This window comes from Pontimicrobium sp. IMCC45349 (assembly GCF_047219225.1).
Taxonomy (GTDB): Bacteria; Bacteroidota; Bacteroidia; order Flavobacteriales; family Flavobacteriaceae; genus IMCC45349.
Genome location: NZ_CP178208.1, coordinates 1,179,906 through 1,196,040, shown reverse-complemented (window position 1 = coordinate 1,196,040; position 16,135 = coordinate 1,179,906). Strand labels below are relative to the sequence as shown.

Here is a 16,135-nt window from a genome sequence, read left to right as displayed (position 1 = left end):
CTACTTATTTCTATTAATTAAACTCTTAGAGGGATTAATGTAAATATACTAAAATAATTGATATTTAGGAGCTTATATTATTTAAAGCACTCTCAATAGTAGTATAAACTTTATTCATTTGTTCCTTAGTAGTTACATAAGGTGCTAATATGTAAATAGTATTTCCAAGTGGTCTTAAACACACACCGTTTTCCATAAAGTAATTGAAAAGGCGATATCTTAAATCGCCATAACGCTCCATTTTAATATTTAAATCTAAAGCAAAAATAACACCTAATTGTCGTGTGCTTTTAACTTTAGGATGTTGTTTTATTTTAAGCCCAAAATCTTGATGCGATTTTGTGATGCGCTTAATATTATCTTGAATATTTTCAGATTTTAGTAATTCAATTCCAGCTAATGCGGCAGTACATGCAATTGGGTTTGCAGAATAAGTATGACCATGAAAAAAGCCTTTAGCTAAATCGTTACTCAAAAAAGCATCATATACTTCTTGAGTGCAACTTGTAATAGCCATTGGTACTAAACCACCAGTTAATGACTTTGCTAAACAAATAATATCTGGTTGATTGGTTAAATATTCGGAAGCAAAGTTTTTACCAGTTTTCCCAAAACCAGTCATGACTTCATCTGCAATAGCAAGTGTTCCATGTTTTTTAGTAATACTTAAAAGTTCATCTAATAAAGCAGCATCATACATTTGCATAGCAGCAGCACCTTGTACTAAAGGCTCATAAATAAATCCTGCAACATTTTCGGTTTCAAGTAGCTTAATAAACTGAGCTTTTACTGTTTCAAAGTTTGAGGTAGTAGGTACTGGAATTCTTTCAACATCAATAAAAAAGTCTTCAAAAGGACCATTGTAAACCGACAATCCAGAAACACTCATAGCTCCAAAAGTATCGCCATGAAATCCACCTTCTAAAGCAATTATTTTACTGCGTTTTTCACCTTTATTAAAATGATATTGTAATGCCATTTTTATAGCTACATCTACCGAAGTTGAACCGTTATCTGAAAAGAAAATCTTTTGCTGGTTTTTAGGTAAAATGTCTATAAGCGCTTCAGAAAGTTTTATAGCAGGTTCATGTGTAAATCCAGCAAAAACTACATGGTCTAGCTCTTGCATTTGTTGTGCTACGCGATTAGTTATATAATCGTTACTATGACCATACATACATGTGTACCATGATGCAATACCATCAATGTAAGATTTACCATTATCATCATATAATAAAGCACCTTTAGCTTTTGTAATGGCTAAATGATTAGGATGTAATTTATGCTGCGTCAATGGATGCCACAGGTGTTTTTTATCGCGTTCTTGTAATGACATTTATTTACTCTTAAAAAGATAGGTCAAATGTACAACACTCACACTTAAAAACACACCAAAGTAGGTAATAAAGAGTATTGTCATAATAGAAGTATTGGTAATACTATAAACACTTTCTGGAAATACTAAAGCTAATTCAGAAAGTAGAAAAGAAACAATATATAATATCCAAATACCAGAATGTATTTTATGTTTTAACTCTATCCATATAAAAGGAACAAAAAGCCCTAAAAATAGGAAGTGTAACCAAGCTATTAGTAAAAAACGATTTGTTTCTACCAAAGCAGCAATAGAAGGAAGGCTGCCAATGATATTACAAAACGACACACACAATAAAACATAATAGAGAATATGATAAGTAGGTTTAGTGTATTTAAAAGACTTCCACAGTGTAAGTACATATATAAAAAAAGTAATAGCACTAATAACACCTATTAATTGAATACTCCAATGATCAAAACTATAATCTAAAGAATGTGCGTAAAGTCCTATTAAGCTTAGGGTAATTATTAATAAGTCTTTTTGTTTAAAAAACACTGTTGAGTGTTGTAATAATACTGCCAAAGACCAAATAAATAGGGAGCCAAAATATTGAAAATGTAAATAGAAAAAAATAGCTTGTTGATACCAAGGCGAATCATTTAAATTCATAACCATTAATGGTCCTAAACAGTAAGGACCAATAGATGAAACAAAATGAAAAACAATACCAATTTTAACAAGTTGTACAAATTGCTTTTTACCTTTTAATCGCTTCCATAAACGAATAAGAAATACATAACTTAACCAAAGGTGTAATGTTGAAAATGAAATTGAAAAAAGCGCGTAACCTTGAATGATAAAGCTAATCATCATGCCTACAACAGAAACCTGTAAAGCTAGGTAATAATAGTATGATGTTTTGTCAATACCATTAGTAAAGTATTTCCAAATGAATAAAATTAATGCATTAAAAAGGAAGCCTAATAGCATTACATGCGAATGTGAATGCAATACATTTTTTAAAGGAAAATCAGTAAAAACACCAGTAAAAGCATAGCGTAAAACAAGCCCAATAACTGTTCCTAAAAAACCAAAAAGAATAGGATAGAACCAGAGTTGTTTTACAGTAATGGATTTCATTATAGAGTTTCTAAAGTATCTTTAAATTTTTGAGCATATTCTTTAATAACATTTTCATTAAAGTAAGGCTCTTCATCTATACGTCCAATAATTGGAACATTTGTCATTTTTGAGATAATGCTTTCAGTTGTAGGATGTTCTTCACCACTAAAAACAATAGCTACTTTAAAGCCTTTTTCTTTTAAAAGATTTACTGTTAAAAGCGTATGATTAATACTTCCTAAATAATGTCTGGAAACTACAATAACTTGATATTCGGGTTTAATGATATCTAATATAGTGTTTGAGTCATTTAATGGGACTAACAACCCTCCAGCACCTTCAATAACAAGAGTATTATTGGTTTTCGGAGGTTGAATTTTATCTAATGTAATTTCAACTTTATCAATTTCTGCAGCAGCATGTGGACTCATAGGAGTTTCCAGTGCAAATGCATTGGGATGAAATTGCGTTTTAGAGTTAGAAATTAATTTCTCTATTTTTTTAGTGTCACAATTATCTAATTCTCCTGCTTGTACTGGTTTCCAATAATCTGCTTCTAAAGCTTCAGTAATTATAGCAGAAGCAACTGTTTTTCCAACTTCTGTTGATATTCCTGTTATAAAAAATTGTTTCATTTTATACTAAATTCTGTTTTACAGTCTTCGCATCTATACTTATAGCGCGTATGAAAAGGTAATGTGCCAAATAAAAATCCAACCAAAAATGCCATAAGAGATTTAAAATCTTTAATAGTTGAATATAATACAATCTTATTTTTACTACAGTTTGGACACAAAACAGCATCGCCTTTATCGTCTAGCGAATATCTGCTAATTTCATCTATTATATGTAATGCTGCTTCTTTATCTTTAGTTAATACTTTAAGCTTTACGCCTCCAATAGCATTGCTTACTAAAGGGTCTGTATCTATAGTTAAATTGTCTTGAAGAAAGACCTCTATGCCTTCAGATTCTAATCGTCCTTTTATAATTTGAGCTTCTGAAGAATATTGAAATTTTGCGACTGTACTAAAAGTTTCATTCATTGCTTACAAAAGTACGAAGTCCCTCTAAAACATTAGTGATTTCTGTTTTAGAATTATAAGCGTGTAAACAAAAGCGAAGACGTTCTTGTTTTTTTGGAACGGTTGGCGATAAAATAGCTTTTACATCAAAGCCCTTGTTGTTTAGTTGTAAAGCTATAGATTTAACACGCTTGTTTCCTGAAATAACACAAGATTGAATAGCGGAATTACTAGCTATAAATTGTGGTTCTAAATCTAAACGTTTAAGCTCTGATTGAAAATGTTCAATATTTGATTTTAAGGTTGCTAATGCATTAGTAGTGTTGAGTGTTTCGTAACCCACTTTTATGGTTACTAAAGCATGTGGTGATAATCCTGTGGTATAAATAAAACTTCGAGCAAAATTCACTAAATATTGTGTAAGGTTGTGACTTCCTAAAATAGCAGCGCCATGGCATCCTAAGCCCTTCCCAAAGGTCATGATACGTGCAAATATAGCATCTTCTAATTCAAGTTCTTGAACCAATCCACAGCCATGAGTGCCAAAAACACCAAGTGCATGGGCTTCATCAATGATTAAGTAAGCTTGATGAGTATTGCATATTTTCACTAGTGTTTTTAAGTCTGGTGTATCTCCATCCATAGAAAACACCGATTCTGTAACTATATATATATCTTGATTGTCATCTTGAAAGCGCTCGATTAATTCTTTAAGATGCTGAAGATTGTTATGCTTAAACTTATAGCTTTTCGCCAAACTCATACCAATACCATCTCTAATAGAAGCATGACTATATTCGTCATATAAAATCACATCACCACGTTGTGGTATTGCTGAGAAAAATCCCAGATTAGCATCATAACCGGAATTGAACACTAAAGCAGATGACGATTTATGAAAATCGCAAAGTAAGTCTTCAACTATAGGATATAAACTGTGATTTCCAGATAGTAATCGAGATCCAGTAGCACCATTAATCATAAGACCTTCAGTAACTAAAAATGCATGTGTTTGATTGAATAAGGTTTCAGAATTGGCAAAGCCTAAATAGTCATTAGATGAGAAATCGACCAAACCATTTTGTATACCTAATTGTCGTAAGGCATTGGCTTGCTGTCGTTGTTCTAATTTGTGCTTTAGCTTATCTGGAAATGCTTTCATTGAAGCAAAGATAACTAATGTGAATGGATTGCATGATGACTTAAAATTCTAAAATTAATTGCAAAAATTATCGTTTTTCGATAATTTTTATACATTTGTACAATCATCAATTTTAACATCAATCAAAAAAATGAACACTTTTCAAAAACAAAATAAGAGTTGGAGCCCCTTAAGTAAAGTTCTTTTTAAATTTATATGTACGTATTTTACACTATTCATTATTCTATTATTTACAGTACCATTTATTGAAGTTCCTTTGCGTTGGTTTGCTGAGGATGTACTTCATTGGGGAGGCGATTTTCATACAGAAAGTACGGGAAGTGGTGATCGTACATATGACTATGTTCGTTTGGCATTGAATATCGTTTTGAGTGTGATTGTAGGTTCTATTTGGGGTTTAAAAAGTAAAGATAAAATGAACTATGATCAATGGCATTATTGGTTTCAAGTGATATTAAGAAGTTTTCTTTTTGCTGCAATGTTACTTTATGGTTTGGCGAAAATTTTTAAAGGACAGTTTCCAGATGCTAGTCTAGAATTGCTATTACAACCAGTAGGAGAGATGTCACCAATGGGATTGGCTTGGACCTTTATGGGGCATTCTATTGCATACAATATCTTTATAGGAGTCGTAGAAGTATTGGGAGGTCTATTGTTGCTTAATCGTAAAACAGTCACTCTTGGAAGCTTTATTATTATTGGGGTTATGACAAATGTGTTTGTAATGAACCTTACTTACGATATTCCTGTAAAGCTATTTTCATTCCATTTATTATTGATGTCTTTACTACTTTTTATGGGTGACTGGTATCGTGTAAAACTAGTGTTTTTTAAAAATGAAAACGTAGAAAAAATAGATTACTTCAAGCCTAAATTGAATAAGAGTTTCCAGAAATTAATTGTAGGAGGGAAAGGGATTATAAAGGGCTTAATTGTCATAATCGTTCTCATACAATGTTTTGTGAAGTTTGATTTAAGAGAGCAATTAAAAGAAAGATCTGAGTTTTATGGTATTTGGGAGACGAAATTATTTGTGAAAAATAGAGATACATTGGCCCCTTTGTTAACTGATAGCTACCAATGGCGATATCTAATTATTGATTCTAAAAAGAAAGCTACTGTAAAGAAGATGAATGAAGCATTAGATAAGTATGATTTTCAATTTGATGATGTTCAAAACCAACTCATTTTTAATAGGGAAAATGATACCTTGAAGGCGCAATTTTTTGTAAATTTTAAAACAGATAAAGAGCTATATCTTAAAGGAAACTTAGAAGAGGACACAGTTTTAATACTTCTTAAAAGAAAGCCTAAAAGTGATTTTAGGTTAGTTAACAGAGGATTTCATTGGATAAACGAATCCACATATAATTATTAAATTATGCTATCATACTTATGATACGTACAACAGATTTATTATGAAAAAAATTAAACTTTTATACCGATTTCTAATTTTGATAAACATATTAACCTTGATTTTAATTGGTGTACAAACTTTTGGGTTGGTAATTCCTGACCTTTTAGGTTCAAGAGTTTCTAGTATTAGTGTTCTAGGGCGATACAATAATTTATTGCTCACAACACTTTTGGTAATCATATTAGCAGGATCTTTTAAGATTCAACAAGGTGTTAAGTATATGATAAAGGAAGGCTTTTTTAACCCAACTAGCGAAATTAAGTTTAGAATGGCAGGCACTATTTTTATAGTATTTGCTATCTGTAGAATTATTTATATTGCCGTTGCTATGAAAGATTTTAAACTTAACGAATTGATTAATAATTCTATTCTTGCCTTTTTAGTGATTTTAGTAGGTTTAGGGCTACTGATTTTTTCGGATTTTATTAAAAATGGAGGGATTCTTAAACAAGAAAACGATTTAACCATTTAACCCATGCCAATAGTTGTAAACTTAGATATAATGCTTGTTAAGCGTAACATGAAAAGCAAAGAATTGGCTGAGATTATTGGCATTACAACAGCTAACTTATCTATACTTAAATCTGGTAAAGCAAAAGCGATTCGATTTTCTACTTTAGAAGCAATCTGTAAAGCTTTAGATTGTCAACCAAGTGATATTTTAGAATATGTAGATAATTAAAAATATTATATTCGTTCTTTAAATTTTAAAGAATGAAAAGATTTTTCTGCTTACTTACTTTTTTTATAAGCTTACAAATAGTTGCACAAGCATCTAGTACATATACTGTATCGTTTAAAAATGCAGTACATCATGAAGCAAAAATAGAAGCTACGTTTACAAATTTAAAAACAGATGTTGTTGAGTTTACAATGAGTAGAACATCTCCAGGACGTTATGCATTACATGAGTTTGTAAAAAACATCTATAATGTAAAAGTTACAAATAGCAAAGGTCAAAACTTAAATGTAGCGCGTTTAGATCCTTATTCATGGAGTGTTTCAGGGCATGATGGAACAATTAATATTTCTTATACATTATTTGCAAATCATGGTGATGGTACATATTCGCAAATAGATGAAACACATGCGCATCTTAACATGCCAGCAACATTTATTTATGTACCTAGTTTAGTTAAAGAAGCAGTTGAAATAACCTTTATACCAAGAGAAGATTTAAATTGGAAAATTGCGACACAGTTAAAACATAAAGAAGGGAATACCTATACAGCTAAAGATTTACAGTATTTTATGGATAGTCCAACAGAGATTAGCAATCACGATATACGTGCTTTTAATGTAGATGGGCAAACCATAAATTTTGTGTTACACCATAAAGGAACCAAAGAAGAATTTGATACGTATTTTGAACAAGTAAAAAACATAGTATTACAACAAAAGGCTGTTTTTGGTGAGCTCCCAAAGTTTGATCATGACAACTATTATTTTTTAGCATGTTATATGCCTAACGTAGATGGTGATGGTATGGAGCATAGAAACTCAACTATTTTAACAGATATTGAAGGATTAGCTCAAGGAGGTATGAAAGGAAATATTGGCACTGTATCGCATGAATTTTTTCATGCGTGGAATGTAGAACGTATTCGTCCATTGTCTCTAGAGCCTTTTGATTTTTCTAAAGCAAATATGAGTGGAGACCTTTGGTTTGCCGAAGGTTTTACAAGCTATTATGATAGTTTAATTTTATGTCGCGCAGGTATTATTACACCACAAGAATACATTAAAGGTTTAACGAATCGATTTAATTATGTATGGAATTCACCAGGATTAAGGTTTTTTAATCCTATAGAAATGAGTTACCAAGCCCCCTTTGTAGATGCTGCAAAATCTATTGACCCAAATAATAGAGATAATACGTTTGTGTCGTATTATTCTTATGGTGCAGTATTAGGTTTAGCTTTGGATTTATCATTACGTGAACAAAATCTCAATCTTGATGATTATATGAAACGTGTTTGGAAAGCATATGGTAAAAAAGAAATACCTTATCGTGTAGACGATTTACACAAAACACTTATTGAGTATGCTGGACAAAGTTTTGCGGATAACTTTTTTAATGACTACATATACAACAGTAAAATGCCAAAATACAAAGTACTTTTTGATATGGTAGGTATAGAATTAGGAATTAATAGAGATAAAGTTGGATTTGGAGCTGTTGTTAAAAAAGGAATTATAGCATCTAGTCCAATTATTGGTTTGTCGGCTTATAATGCTGGATTAAATAAAGGAGATAAAATGCTTAAAATAAGCTCTTTTTCTGTAAGCGAATTAATTTCAGTCGAAAAAATATTAAGCAATCTAAAACCAGGTGATAATATTAAAATAATCTTTGAGCGTTTTGGAGAAACTAAAGAAACTTCGGTAACGCTATTAAGAAATAAGGACTACTACATTAAACCTTACGAAGTTAGTAATAAACCACTTACTGATGCTCAAAAACAAGCTAGAGCAGCATGGCTAAACGCTAAGTAAGGATTTATTTTAAAAGTGTTAATTGCTTTAAATATTGTGTGCAAATAATGTATCTTTAAATCATGTTTGCACTAGTCGATTGTAATAATTTTTATGCTTCATGCGAGCGCGTATTTAATCCAAATTTACGTGAAAAACCTATTGCAATTTTATCAAATAATGATGGTTGTGTCATTTCTAGAAGTGATGAAGCCAAAACATTAGGCTTACCAATGGGAGCACCTATTTTTAAATGGGAAGGGTTTTGTAAAGCTAATGGTATTCAAGTGTTTTCATCTAACTATCCTTTGTATGGAGATATGAGTGCTCGCGTAATGAAAATACTAGAACAATTTACTCCAGATGTTGAGGTTTATAGTATTGATGAGTCTTTTTTAGAGTTTAAAGGTTTCGATTACATACATCATGAAGAATATGGCTTACAAATTCGAAAACGTGTTCTTAAGTGGACAGGAATCCCAACATGTGTTGGCATAGCGCCAACGAAAGCATTATCTAAAGTAGCAAACAAAATTGCGCGAAAATTTCCTGTAGATACTAAAGGTGTTTATGTTATTGATTCTGAAGAAAAACGCATTAAAGCACTTAAATGGATAAAACTCAAGGATGTTTGGGGAATTGGAAGAGGGTTACAAAAACGACTTGCTGCTAAAAATTGTAAAACAGCTTATGATTTTGTACAATTACCAGATGATTGGGTACGCAAACAGTTTTCTATTACAGAATGGAAACTTAAAAAAGATTTAGAAGGAATACCTACTTTATCATTAGATATGCGAGAGGCTAAACGAGCTATTGCAACCACACGAAGTTTTGACTTTACTTATGATGATATTGGTTATATAAAAGAGCGTGTTGCTACATTTGCTGTTACTTGTGCAGAGAAATTGAGACAACAAAAGTCCAGTTGTTATATGGTTATAGTTACTTTGAGTAGTGATAGACATAAAAAAGATATAAATCAACATAGAGGAAGTCAAGTAGTGCGATTAAAATATCCAACGGATTCTACCTTAACTATTAGTAAGGCAGCTGTAAATGCAGTGGAGACTATTTTTAAACATGGAATTAAGTATAAACGTGCAGGAGTTATTGTTACAGGATTAGTACCTACGGAAAATCATCAATTACATTTATTTGATGCGGAAAACCCTAAACATAAGCCTTTAATGCGTGTTATGGATACGCTCAATTATAAGTATGGTGATAATAAATTAAAGTTAGGAAATCAAGATTTAAAGCAAACCTGGAAAATGCGTCAAGAACGTTTAACACCACGTTACACCACAAATATTAAAGATATAATAAAAGTAAAATGCTAATAAAAGAAACTAAAAATCTAACATTCTATACACCAGAAGCGGTTAATGATTCTGGAGCACCATTTTTTGATACAGGTATTTCTGCTGGATTCCCATCGCCAGCTGAAGATTTTAAAGAACATCGTTTATCATTAGATGAAGAATTAGTAACCAATAAAGAGGCTACTTTTTTTGCAAGGGTTAGTGGACAATCTATGATTAATGCTGGATTAAATGATAATGATTTATTGGTGATTGATAGAAGTTTAGAGCCAGAAGATGGTAAAATTGCAGTTTGTTTTTTAGATGGTGAATTTACAGTAAAGCGCTTAAGAGTGAGTAAAAATGAAATGTGGCTGCAACCAGAAAATCCAGATTATCCTATCATAAAAATTACCGATGAAAATGATTTTATTATTTGGGGAATTGTAACCAATGTTATTAAGAGAGTGTAGCAGTTTTTCTTACAAATAGAGGCTTATTTTTTCAATAATTATTTATAAATTGAAAGTTATTGAAAAAGCAAACCAATGCACCTAAATAAACTAATAATTATTTTTCTCTTAAGCTTAATTTTTAGCTGCGCAGAAGAGCAAAAAACACCAAATTTTAAAGAAGAGAGTTCTAAAGTTTTTACATCAATTTCTTCAGAGTATTCAAACATAGAATTCAAAAATACAGTACAAGAACAATTGTATTTTAACTTCTTAAACTACTCATATATTTATAATGGTGGCGGAGTTGCTGTAGGAGATATTAATAATGATGGTCTAGAAGATATATATTTTGTATCTAATCAAGAATCAAATCACCTTTATTTAAATAAAGGTGATTTTAAATTTGAAGATATAACCTTAAAGGCAGGAGTACAAGATGAAACAGGTTGGTCTACTGGAGTTACTATGATAGATATTAATAATGATGGCTGGTTAGATATTTATGTCTGCAAATCGGGATCATTAAACAATCCACAAGAAAGGCAAAACAAACTCTTTATAAATCAAAAGGACAATACTTTTCGAGAAGAAGCTAAACAATATGGCCTAAATCAACATGGATATTCAACACAGGCCTATTTTTTTGATTATGATATTGATGGTGATTTAGATATGTATCTTGTTAATCATAGAGCCGATTTTAGAAATAATGTAAAAATAAGTACCGAAATTCAAAGACAAGTAACTCAAGAGGATTCTGATCATTTATTTAGAAATGATAATGGTGTATTTGTTAATGTAACTCAACAAGCAGGAGTTGTTAACAAGGCTTGGGGATTAAGTGCATCTATTAGTGATTTTAATAATGATGGTTTACCAGATGTTTTTGTAGCTAACGATTTTTTAGAACCTGATTTTCTATATATCAATAATGGTAACGGAACATTTAGTGATAAAGGAGTAGAATATTTTAACCATACGTCTTTTAATAGTATGGGTTCAGATATTGGCGATATTAATAATGATTTACGTCCAGATTTAATAGTTTTAGATATGATGGCTGCCGACAGAAGACGAGGAAAAGAAAACATGGCGACTATGAGTACCGATAATTTTAATGCTATGGTAGATTTTGGATATAATCATCAATATATGTCCAATGTCCTTCAACTTAATAGAGGAAATACAACTTTTAGTGAGATAGGACAGTTTTCAGGTATTGCTAAAACCGATTGGAGTTGGGCACCTTTGATTGCCGATTTTAATAATGATGGTTTTAATGATGTGTTTGTAACTAATGGCATTGAAAACGATCTTTCAAACCAAGATTTTAGAAATAACGTAAAACAAAACATTAAAGAAGGTAGAAAAATGACTTTAGAAGAAGCCATTGCTTTAATGCCTTCTACAAAGCTATCAAACTATATGTTTGTAAATAATAAAGATTTTACATTCAAAGATGTTTCTAATGAGTTTGGGTTTGATAAAAAGGTGAATTCAAATGGAGTTGCTTATGCCGATTTTGATAATGATGGCGATTTAGACTTAGTAGTAAATAACCAATCAGATAAGGCATCTATTTATAAAAATAACTCTAATGCTAATTATTTAAAAGTTAGCTTGAAAGGAAATGAAAAAAATCTAAAAGGAATTGGAGCAAGAGTAGAGGTGTATAGTGATAAACTAAGTCAAGCTAAAGAAATGTATGTAAGTAGAGGTTACCAATCTTCAGTAAGTTATAATTTAAATTTTGGATTAGGAGCTAATACTAAAGTTGATAGTGTTAAGGTTGTTTGGAATGATAATAGCACGCAAACAATTAAAAACATCAACATAAACTCAAACTTAGAGCTTCAGTATGCCAATACAGCAGCAAAAAATAAAACTTCAACTAAAGATAAACAATTATTTTCTGAGGTCTCAGCAATTAATTTAGGGGTTAATTACAAGCATAAGTCGGTTAACTTTAACGATTACGACTTACAATTATTACTACCTCAAAAGCAATCTACAATTGATGCAGCTCTTGAAGTTGCCGATGTTAACAATGATGGTTTAGATGATTTATTTATAGGGAATACTATAGGCTATCCTTCGCAATTATTTATTCAAAATACTCAAGGTAAGTTTGTAAAATTAAATTCGAGTGTGTTTGAAAATGATAAAATGTACAACGATAATAATGCTATATTTTTTGATGTAGATAACGATAACGACCTTGATTTATATATCGCTTCTGGTAACTATAGTCAAGAAGAGCAAAGTAATTTATTGCAAGACAGACTTTATATAAATAATGGTAAAGGTCAATTTAGTAAAGGTCAATTACCTGAAATGAAAATTGTTACTAAAGCATTGGCAGTAAACGATTTTGATAATGATGGCGATTTAGACCTTTTTGTTGGTGGTAGAGTGGTTCCTGGAAAATACCCAAATGCACCAGAGTCATATTTCTTAATCAACAATAATGGAAAATTAGAGATAGGAACTAATGATGTAGCTCCTGAGTTAAAAAATATTGGATTGGTTAACGATGCATTATTTTCAGATTATGATAACGATGGTGATTCCGATTTAATTGTAGTAGGAGAATGGATGTCAATATCAGTGTTCGATAATGATGGCGCTATTTTTAGACAAAAGGAATTAGAAAGCAACAACATAAAAGGATGGTTTCAAACTATTACAGCAATAGATTACGATAATGATGGTGATGAAGATTATTTTGTTGGGAATTATGGTAATAATAATAAATATCATCCAACGCTAAAGAAGCCTCTTCATATCTATGCTAACTATTTTGATGATAATAAAAGTTATGATACAGCCTTAAGCAAAGAAGAGAATGGTGATTTATTTCCTGTAAGAGGAAAAGAGTGTTCTTCACAACAAACACCATTTTTAAATGATAAAATTGAAACTTATAAAGAGTTTGCTAACTCAACCATTGTTGATGTTTATGGTGAAAATAATATTAATGAGGCATATCATTTAGAGGTTACAAGTTTTAATTCTTATTATTTAAATAATCAAGGTAATGGCAGCTTTGAGTTTATTGAATTACCTAATAAAGCACAATTTGGACCTACATTAGCATTCCAGCCTATAAAAATTAACGGTAAAAATAATATAGTTGGTATTGGTAGCATCTATGATGCTGAGGTTGAAACAATACGTTATGATGCTTCTAAGGGTTATGTGTTAAATAATGATTTAACTATTAATAATAACATTGATTATGTGTCTTCTGAAGAAGTAAAAACTATAAAATCAATAACAATAAACAAGGAAGGCTACCTGGTAATACTTAATGCTAATAAAGAACTAACATTTTTAAAAGTCAACAACTAAAATTAATTAGTTAAATAGTTAGACTTGCAATAAGAAATTAGTGATTCTAACTCATCTAGAATTGCTAATTCTACATCCATAAAAGGAGCTTTTAATACAGCGATATTTTCTTGAATTGAAGTTAATGTTTTAGAATCTAAAGTTTCTTTAGATATAACATTTGCTAATTTTTCTGACACTTCAGATAAGTTTTTAGATAAATCTTTTAAAGGTTTTACATTTGGATTGTTTTCAATTTTAGAAAAGGAACCATAATTTTTTGCCCAAAGATTTAAGTAATTTAATACATTTTCCTTGTCTTTATTATCATTTATGAAATTTGAAACTAATGAATTAAATGCAACAGCATCTTTTGCATCAGCAACACATGCATCTGCAAATAGTGTAAAAGGCGAGTAGGTTTGGTACTCAGTACCTCCAGCATTTCTAGAGTATACTTTTAATGGTTCGCAAACATTACTAAGAGATTTTAGAGCAGAAATATCATTGTTATTTGTCATACTTCTTAAAATAACATCTCTGTTTTTTATATGTGTTAAGCCTAATTCTTCCAATCTAAAATTAACCACTTCTAATCGAAGTCTCATATTTTCAATATCGTTAATTTCTTTAGGTGACCAAAATCGTTCAGCAATAGCTGCTGTTCTAGGCCAGATTCTTGAATCGATTGTAGTAGGTGTTACAAGTTCACTCCACATAGTTGTTTCACCTCCAAGAATTCTTTTTCGTTCTTCGGTTGTTAAGGATACATCTCCAATTGGTTCAACACTATAATGGTGTTCAATAGATAACATTCTATCTATATAAAAACCTGCTGACAGTACAGTATTATATCCATTTTTAGCTGCATCGATTAATGTACCTCCTTTAGAAAACCCTTCGTTTTCACCTCTCCAAGAATGTATTACTGCAGTTGTTGGCATATTAGGAGTCATTATTTCATCCCAACCCATTAATTTTTTACCTAATCTATTAAGAATTTTTTCAAGCTTTATATTAAAATAAGTTTGAAGATCATGATTAGTTTTTAAGTTATGTTTCTTTTTAAACTTTTGAATTTCTGGATTTGCATCCCAATGTTTACCTTCATTTTCATCACCTCCAATATGAAAATACTCATCAGGAAATAAAGGAGCTATTTCAGTAAATAATGTATCTAAAAACTCATAAGTTTTATCATTAGTAGGATCTAATGTAGGATTAAATATACCAGCATTTCTTTCTACAGTATAGGTTGTGTCTTTTACACTTCCATATTCAGGATAAGCAGCAAGAATAGCTGTAGCATGTCCAGGAACGTCAAATTCTGGAATAACTCGTATCCCTAAATTTGAGGCATATTCTACTACTTCTTTTATTTGACTATGTGTATAGTAGAAACCATCTCCTCCAATTTCGTGAAGTTTAGGAAACGATTTAGATTTCACTCTAAACCCTTGATCATCGGTTAAATGCCAATGAAATACATTCATTTTTACCGAAGCCATCGCATCTAGGTTTCTCTTTAAAACTTCAACTGGTTGAAAATGTCTTGCAACATCAATCATTAAACCTCTCCAAACAAATCGAGGAGCGTCATTTATGCTTACTCCATTAAAAAAGTAACCAGAGTTATCATAACTAGTTAATTGTAATAAAGTTTGTATGCCTCTAAGTGCACCAACATCAGTATTTGCGTTAATAATAATGCTGTTTTCTAATACCTCTAGAGTATATGATTCATCGTCATCAATACTAAGATTAGCAATTGAAGAAAAATAAACTTTAATGTTTGCAGAATCATCGTTAAATGAAGGGAATCCATTTTTTAAAAATATACCAGTTCTATTAGTAAGACGTCTTAAAAAATTAACAGCGGCATTACGAACTCTTCCTTGATCTTCACCAAAAACCGAGATCGTAACGTCGCTATTAATGTAAAACTTAGCAGTGTTTTCTGAAACATTCTTAGGCCAAGGCATCAACGATAATTTGTTTTGCATTTCTTGAGCATTAATTGTAGTTAATGCCATAAATAAAACTAAAATAAGAGCCTTGGTATTCTTCATAATATTATTTTATTCTAATATATTTTTCAATAATTTCTCGTTTAATTCCAGCTGATTTTACTTCTTCCATACCACTTTGTATTAAAGTGTCTCCTTTAATTTTAATAGTAAAAGGAAATGTATGATGTCTAATAACATCAACTGAAGTATAACTTAACGTTTCGTTATAATTATTGCCTTTTAATGTGTAAGTTCCTGCACCTCCATAAAAAGCTTTTGAATTTGTTTCATTTTGATTAAAGAATGCAAAATGACTTTTGTTTAATATTTTAATAAAACTAGTGTTAGATAAATCTTTAACTTGTATTGAGTCATTTTCTTTTGTTTCAGCATAAACCATTTTCCAAGTACCATCTAATATAGTCTCTGATTGTTCTTTAGAGTTTTGCTCTTTTGAACAACTAGAAAAACATAAAAGGGTTATAAATAACAAAAGTTTGTATTTCATCTTGTTAGTAA

General features: G+C 30.7%; 14 protein-coding genes. 7 read left to right on the top strand and 7 right to left on the bottom strand.

The window, feature by feature from the left end; genetic code table 11:
* Nucleotides 1-64: 64 nt before the first annotated feature.
* From bioA to ACLII3_RS05470, 5 genes are read right to left on the bottom strand one after another with little or no spacing between them, the layout of a single operon-like run.
* The gene (gene bioA, locus ACLII3_RS05490; RefSeq protein WP_412987132.1) at nt 65-1,336 is read right to left on the bottom strand and encodes an adenosylmethionine--8-amino-7-oxononanoate transaminase; all 1,272 of its coding nucleotides are present in this window, start codon (nt 1,334-1,336) and stop codon (nt 65-67) included.
* On the bottom strand, nt 1,337-2,458 hold the full coding sequence (locus ACLII3_RS05485) for a hypothetical protein (protein ID WP_412987130.1): 1,122 nt from the start codon (nt 2,456-2,458) through the stop codon (nt 1,337-1,339). It abuts the gene before it with no gap.
* Nucleotides 2,458-3,075: a dethiobiotin synthase gene (bioD, locus tag ACLII3_RS05480; protein ID WP_412987128.1), complete on the bottom strand. Its 618-nt coding sequence runs from the start codon at nt 3,073-3,075 to the stop codon at nt 2,458-2,460. Before bioD ends, ACLII3_RS05485 begins: the two co-directional genes overlap by 1 nt.
* Nucleotides 3,072-3,485 (bottom strand): DUF2007 domain-containing protein, encoded by a 414-nt coding sequence (locus ACLII3_RS05475; protein WP_412987126.1) that lies wholly within the window; start codon nt 3,483-3,485, stop codon nt 3,072-3,074. The genes bioD and ACLII3_RS05475 overlap by 4 nt, the downstream gene beginning before the upstream one ends.
* Nucleotides 3,478-4,626 (bottom strand): aminotransferase class I/II-fold pyridoxal phosphate-dependent enzyme, encoded by a 1,149-nt coding sequence (locus ACLII3_RS05470; protein WP_412987125.1) that lies wholly within the window; start codon nt 4,624-4,626, stop codon nt 3,478-3,480. The genes ACLII3_RS05475 and ACLII3_RS05470 overlap by 8 nt, the downstream gene beginning before the upstream one ends.
* 130 nt (nt 4,627-4,756) lie before the next feature.
* Here ACLII3_RS05470 and ACLII3_RS05465 point away from each other — a divergent pair, with 130 nt between their 5' ends.
* The 7 genes from ACLII3_RS05465 to ACLII3_RS05435 all read left to right on the top strand — a co-directional run bounded on the left by ACLII3_RS05465 (nt 4,757) and on the right by ACLII3_RS05435 (nt 13,628).
* On the top strand, nt 4,757-6,004 hold the full coding sequence (locus ACLII3_RS05465; protein WP_412987123.1) for a hypothetical protein: 1,248 nt from the start codon (nt 4,757-4,759) through the stop codon (nt 6,002-6,004).
* Between the two features lie 40 nt (nt 6,005-6,044).
* Nucleotides 6,045-6,515 carry a hypothetical protein gene (locus ACLII3_RS05460; RefSeq protein WP_412987121.1) on the top strand — a complete coding sequence of 157 codons (471 nt, stop codon included), beginning with the start codon at nt 6,045-6,047 and terminating at the stop codon, nt 6,513-6,515.
* Between the two features lie 3 nt (nt 6,516-6,518).
* Nucleotides 6,519-6,725: a helix-turn-helix domain-containing protein gene (locus ACLII3_RS05455; RefSeq protein ID WP_412987120.1), complete on the top strand. Its 207-nt coding sequence runs from the start codon at nt 6,519-6,521 to the stop codon at nt 6,723-6,725.
* Between the two features lie 32 nt (nt 6,726-6,757).
* On the top strand, nt 6,758-8,539 hold the full coding sequence (locus ACLII3_RS05450) for a M61 family metallopeptidase (RefSeq protein ID WP_412987119.1): 1,782 nt from the start codon (nt 6,758-6,760) through the stop codon (nt 8,537-8,539).
* Between the two features lie 62 nt (nt 8,540-8,601).
* The gene (locus tag ACLII3_RS05445; protein ID WP_412987118.1) at nt 8,602-9,861 is read left to right on the top strand and encodes a Y-family DNA polymerase; all 1,260 of its coding nucleotides are present in this window, start codon (nt 8,602-8,604) and stop codon (nt 9,859-9,861) included.
* Complete coding sequence (locus tag ACLII3_RS05440) at nt 9,855-10,295, top strand: LexA family protein (RefSeq protein WP_412987116.1); 441 nt, start codon at nt 9,855-9,857, stop codon at nt 10,293-10,295. Before ACLII3_RS05445 ends, ACLII3_RS05440 begins: the two co-directional genes overlap by 7 nt.
* A gap of 75 nt (nt 10,296-10,370) precedes the next feature.
* Nucleotides 10,371-13,628 (top strand): VCBS repeat-containing protein, encoded by a 3,258-nt coding sequence (locus ACLII3_RS05435; RefSeq protein ID WP_412987114.1) that lies wholly within the window; start codon nt 10,371-10,373, stop codon nt 13,626-13,628.
* Nucleotides 13,629-13,630: 2 nt separating this feature from the next.
* On the opposite strand, the gene ACLII3_RS05430 is transcribed toward ACLII3_RS05435, so the two are convergent.
* Nucleotides 13,631-15,676: a beta-N-acetylhexosaminidase gene (locus tag ACLII3_RS05430; RefSeq protein ID WP_412987113.1), complete on the bottom strand. Its 2,046-nt coding sequence runs from the start codon at nt 15,674-15,676 to the stop codon at nt 13,631-13,633.
* A 4-nt stretch (nt 15,677-15,680) separates the two neighbouring features.
* Nucleotides 15,681-16,124 carry a lipocalin family protein gene (locus ACLII3_RS05425; protein WP_412987111.1) on the bottom strand — a complete coding sequence of 148 codons (444 nt, stop codon included), beginning with the start codon at nt 16,122-16,124 and terminating at the stop codon, nt 15,681-15,683.
* Nucleotides 16,125-16,135 lie beyond the last annotated feature (11 nt).

What these genes read in the sequence shown, in the direction of transcription:
- ACLII3_RS05435 (WP_412987114.1), top strand. Translation starts at nt 10,371, where the DNA reads ATGCACCTAAATAAACTAATAATTATTTTTCTCTTAAGCTTAATTTTT.
- ACLII3_RS05460 (WP_412987121.1), top strand. Translation starts at nt 6,045, where the DNA reads ATGAAAAAAATTAAACTTTTATACCGATTTCTAATTTTGATAAACATA.
- bioA (WP_412987132.1), bottom strand. Translation starts at nt 1,336, where the DNA reads ATGTCATTACAAGAACGCGATAAAAAACACCTGTGGCATCCATTGACG.
- ACLII3_RS05425 (WP_412987111.1), bottom strand. Translation starts at nt 16,124, where the DNA reads ATGAAATACAAACTTTTGTTATTTATAACCCTTTTATGTTTTTCTAGT.
- ACLII3_RS05470 (WP_412987125.1), bottom strand. Translation starts at nt 4,626, where the DNA reads ATGAAAGCATTTCCAGATAAGCTAAAGCACAAATTAGAACAACGACAG.
- ACLII3_RS05445 (WP_412987118.1), top strand. Translation starts at nt 8,602, where the DNA reads ATGTTTGCACTAGTCGATTGTAATAATTTTTATGCTTCATGCGAGCGC.
- ACLII3_RS05465 (WP_412987123.1), top strand. Translation starts at nt 4,757, where the DNA reads ATGAACACTTTTCAAAAACAAAATAAGAGTTGGAGCCCCTTAAGTAAA.
- bioD (WP_412987128.1), bottom strand. Translation starts at nt 3,075, where the DNA reads ATGAAACAATTTTTTATAACAGGAATATCAACAGAAGTTGGAAAAACA.
- ACLII3_RS05430 (WP_412987113.1), bottom strand. Translation starts at nt 15,676, where the DNA reads ATGAAGAATACCAAGGCTCTTATTTTAGTTTTATTTATGGCATTAACT.
- ACLII3_RS05450 (WP_412987119.1), top strand. Translation starts at nt 6,758, where the DNA reads ATGAAAAGATTTTTCTGCTTACTTACTTTTTTTATAAGCTTACAAATA.
- ACLII3_RS05485 (WP_412987130.1), bottom strand. Translation starts at nt 2,458, where the DNA reads ATGAAATCCATTACTGTAAAACAACTCTGGTTCTATCCTATTCTTTTT.
- ACLII3_RS05440 (WP_412987116.1), top strand. Translation starts at nt 9,855, where the DNA reads ATGCTAATAAAAGAAACTAAAAATCTAACATTCTATACACCAGAAGCG.
- ACLII3_RS05455 (WP_412987120.1), top strand. Translation starts at nt 6,519, where the DNA reads ATGCCAATAGTTGTAAACTTAGATATAATGCTTGTTAAGCGTAACATG.
- ACLII3_RS05475 (WP_412987126.1), bottom strand. Translation starts at nt 3,485, where the DNA reads ATGAATGAAACTTTTAGTACAGTCGCAAAATTTCAATATTCTTCAGAA.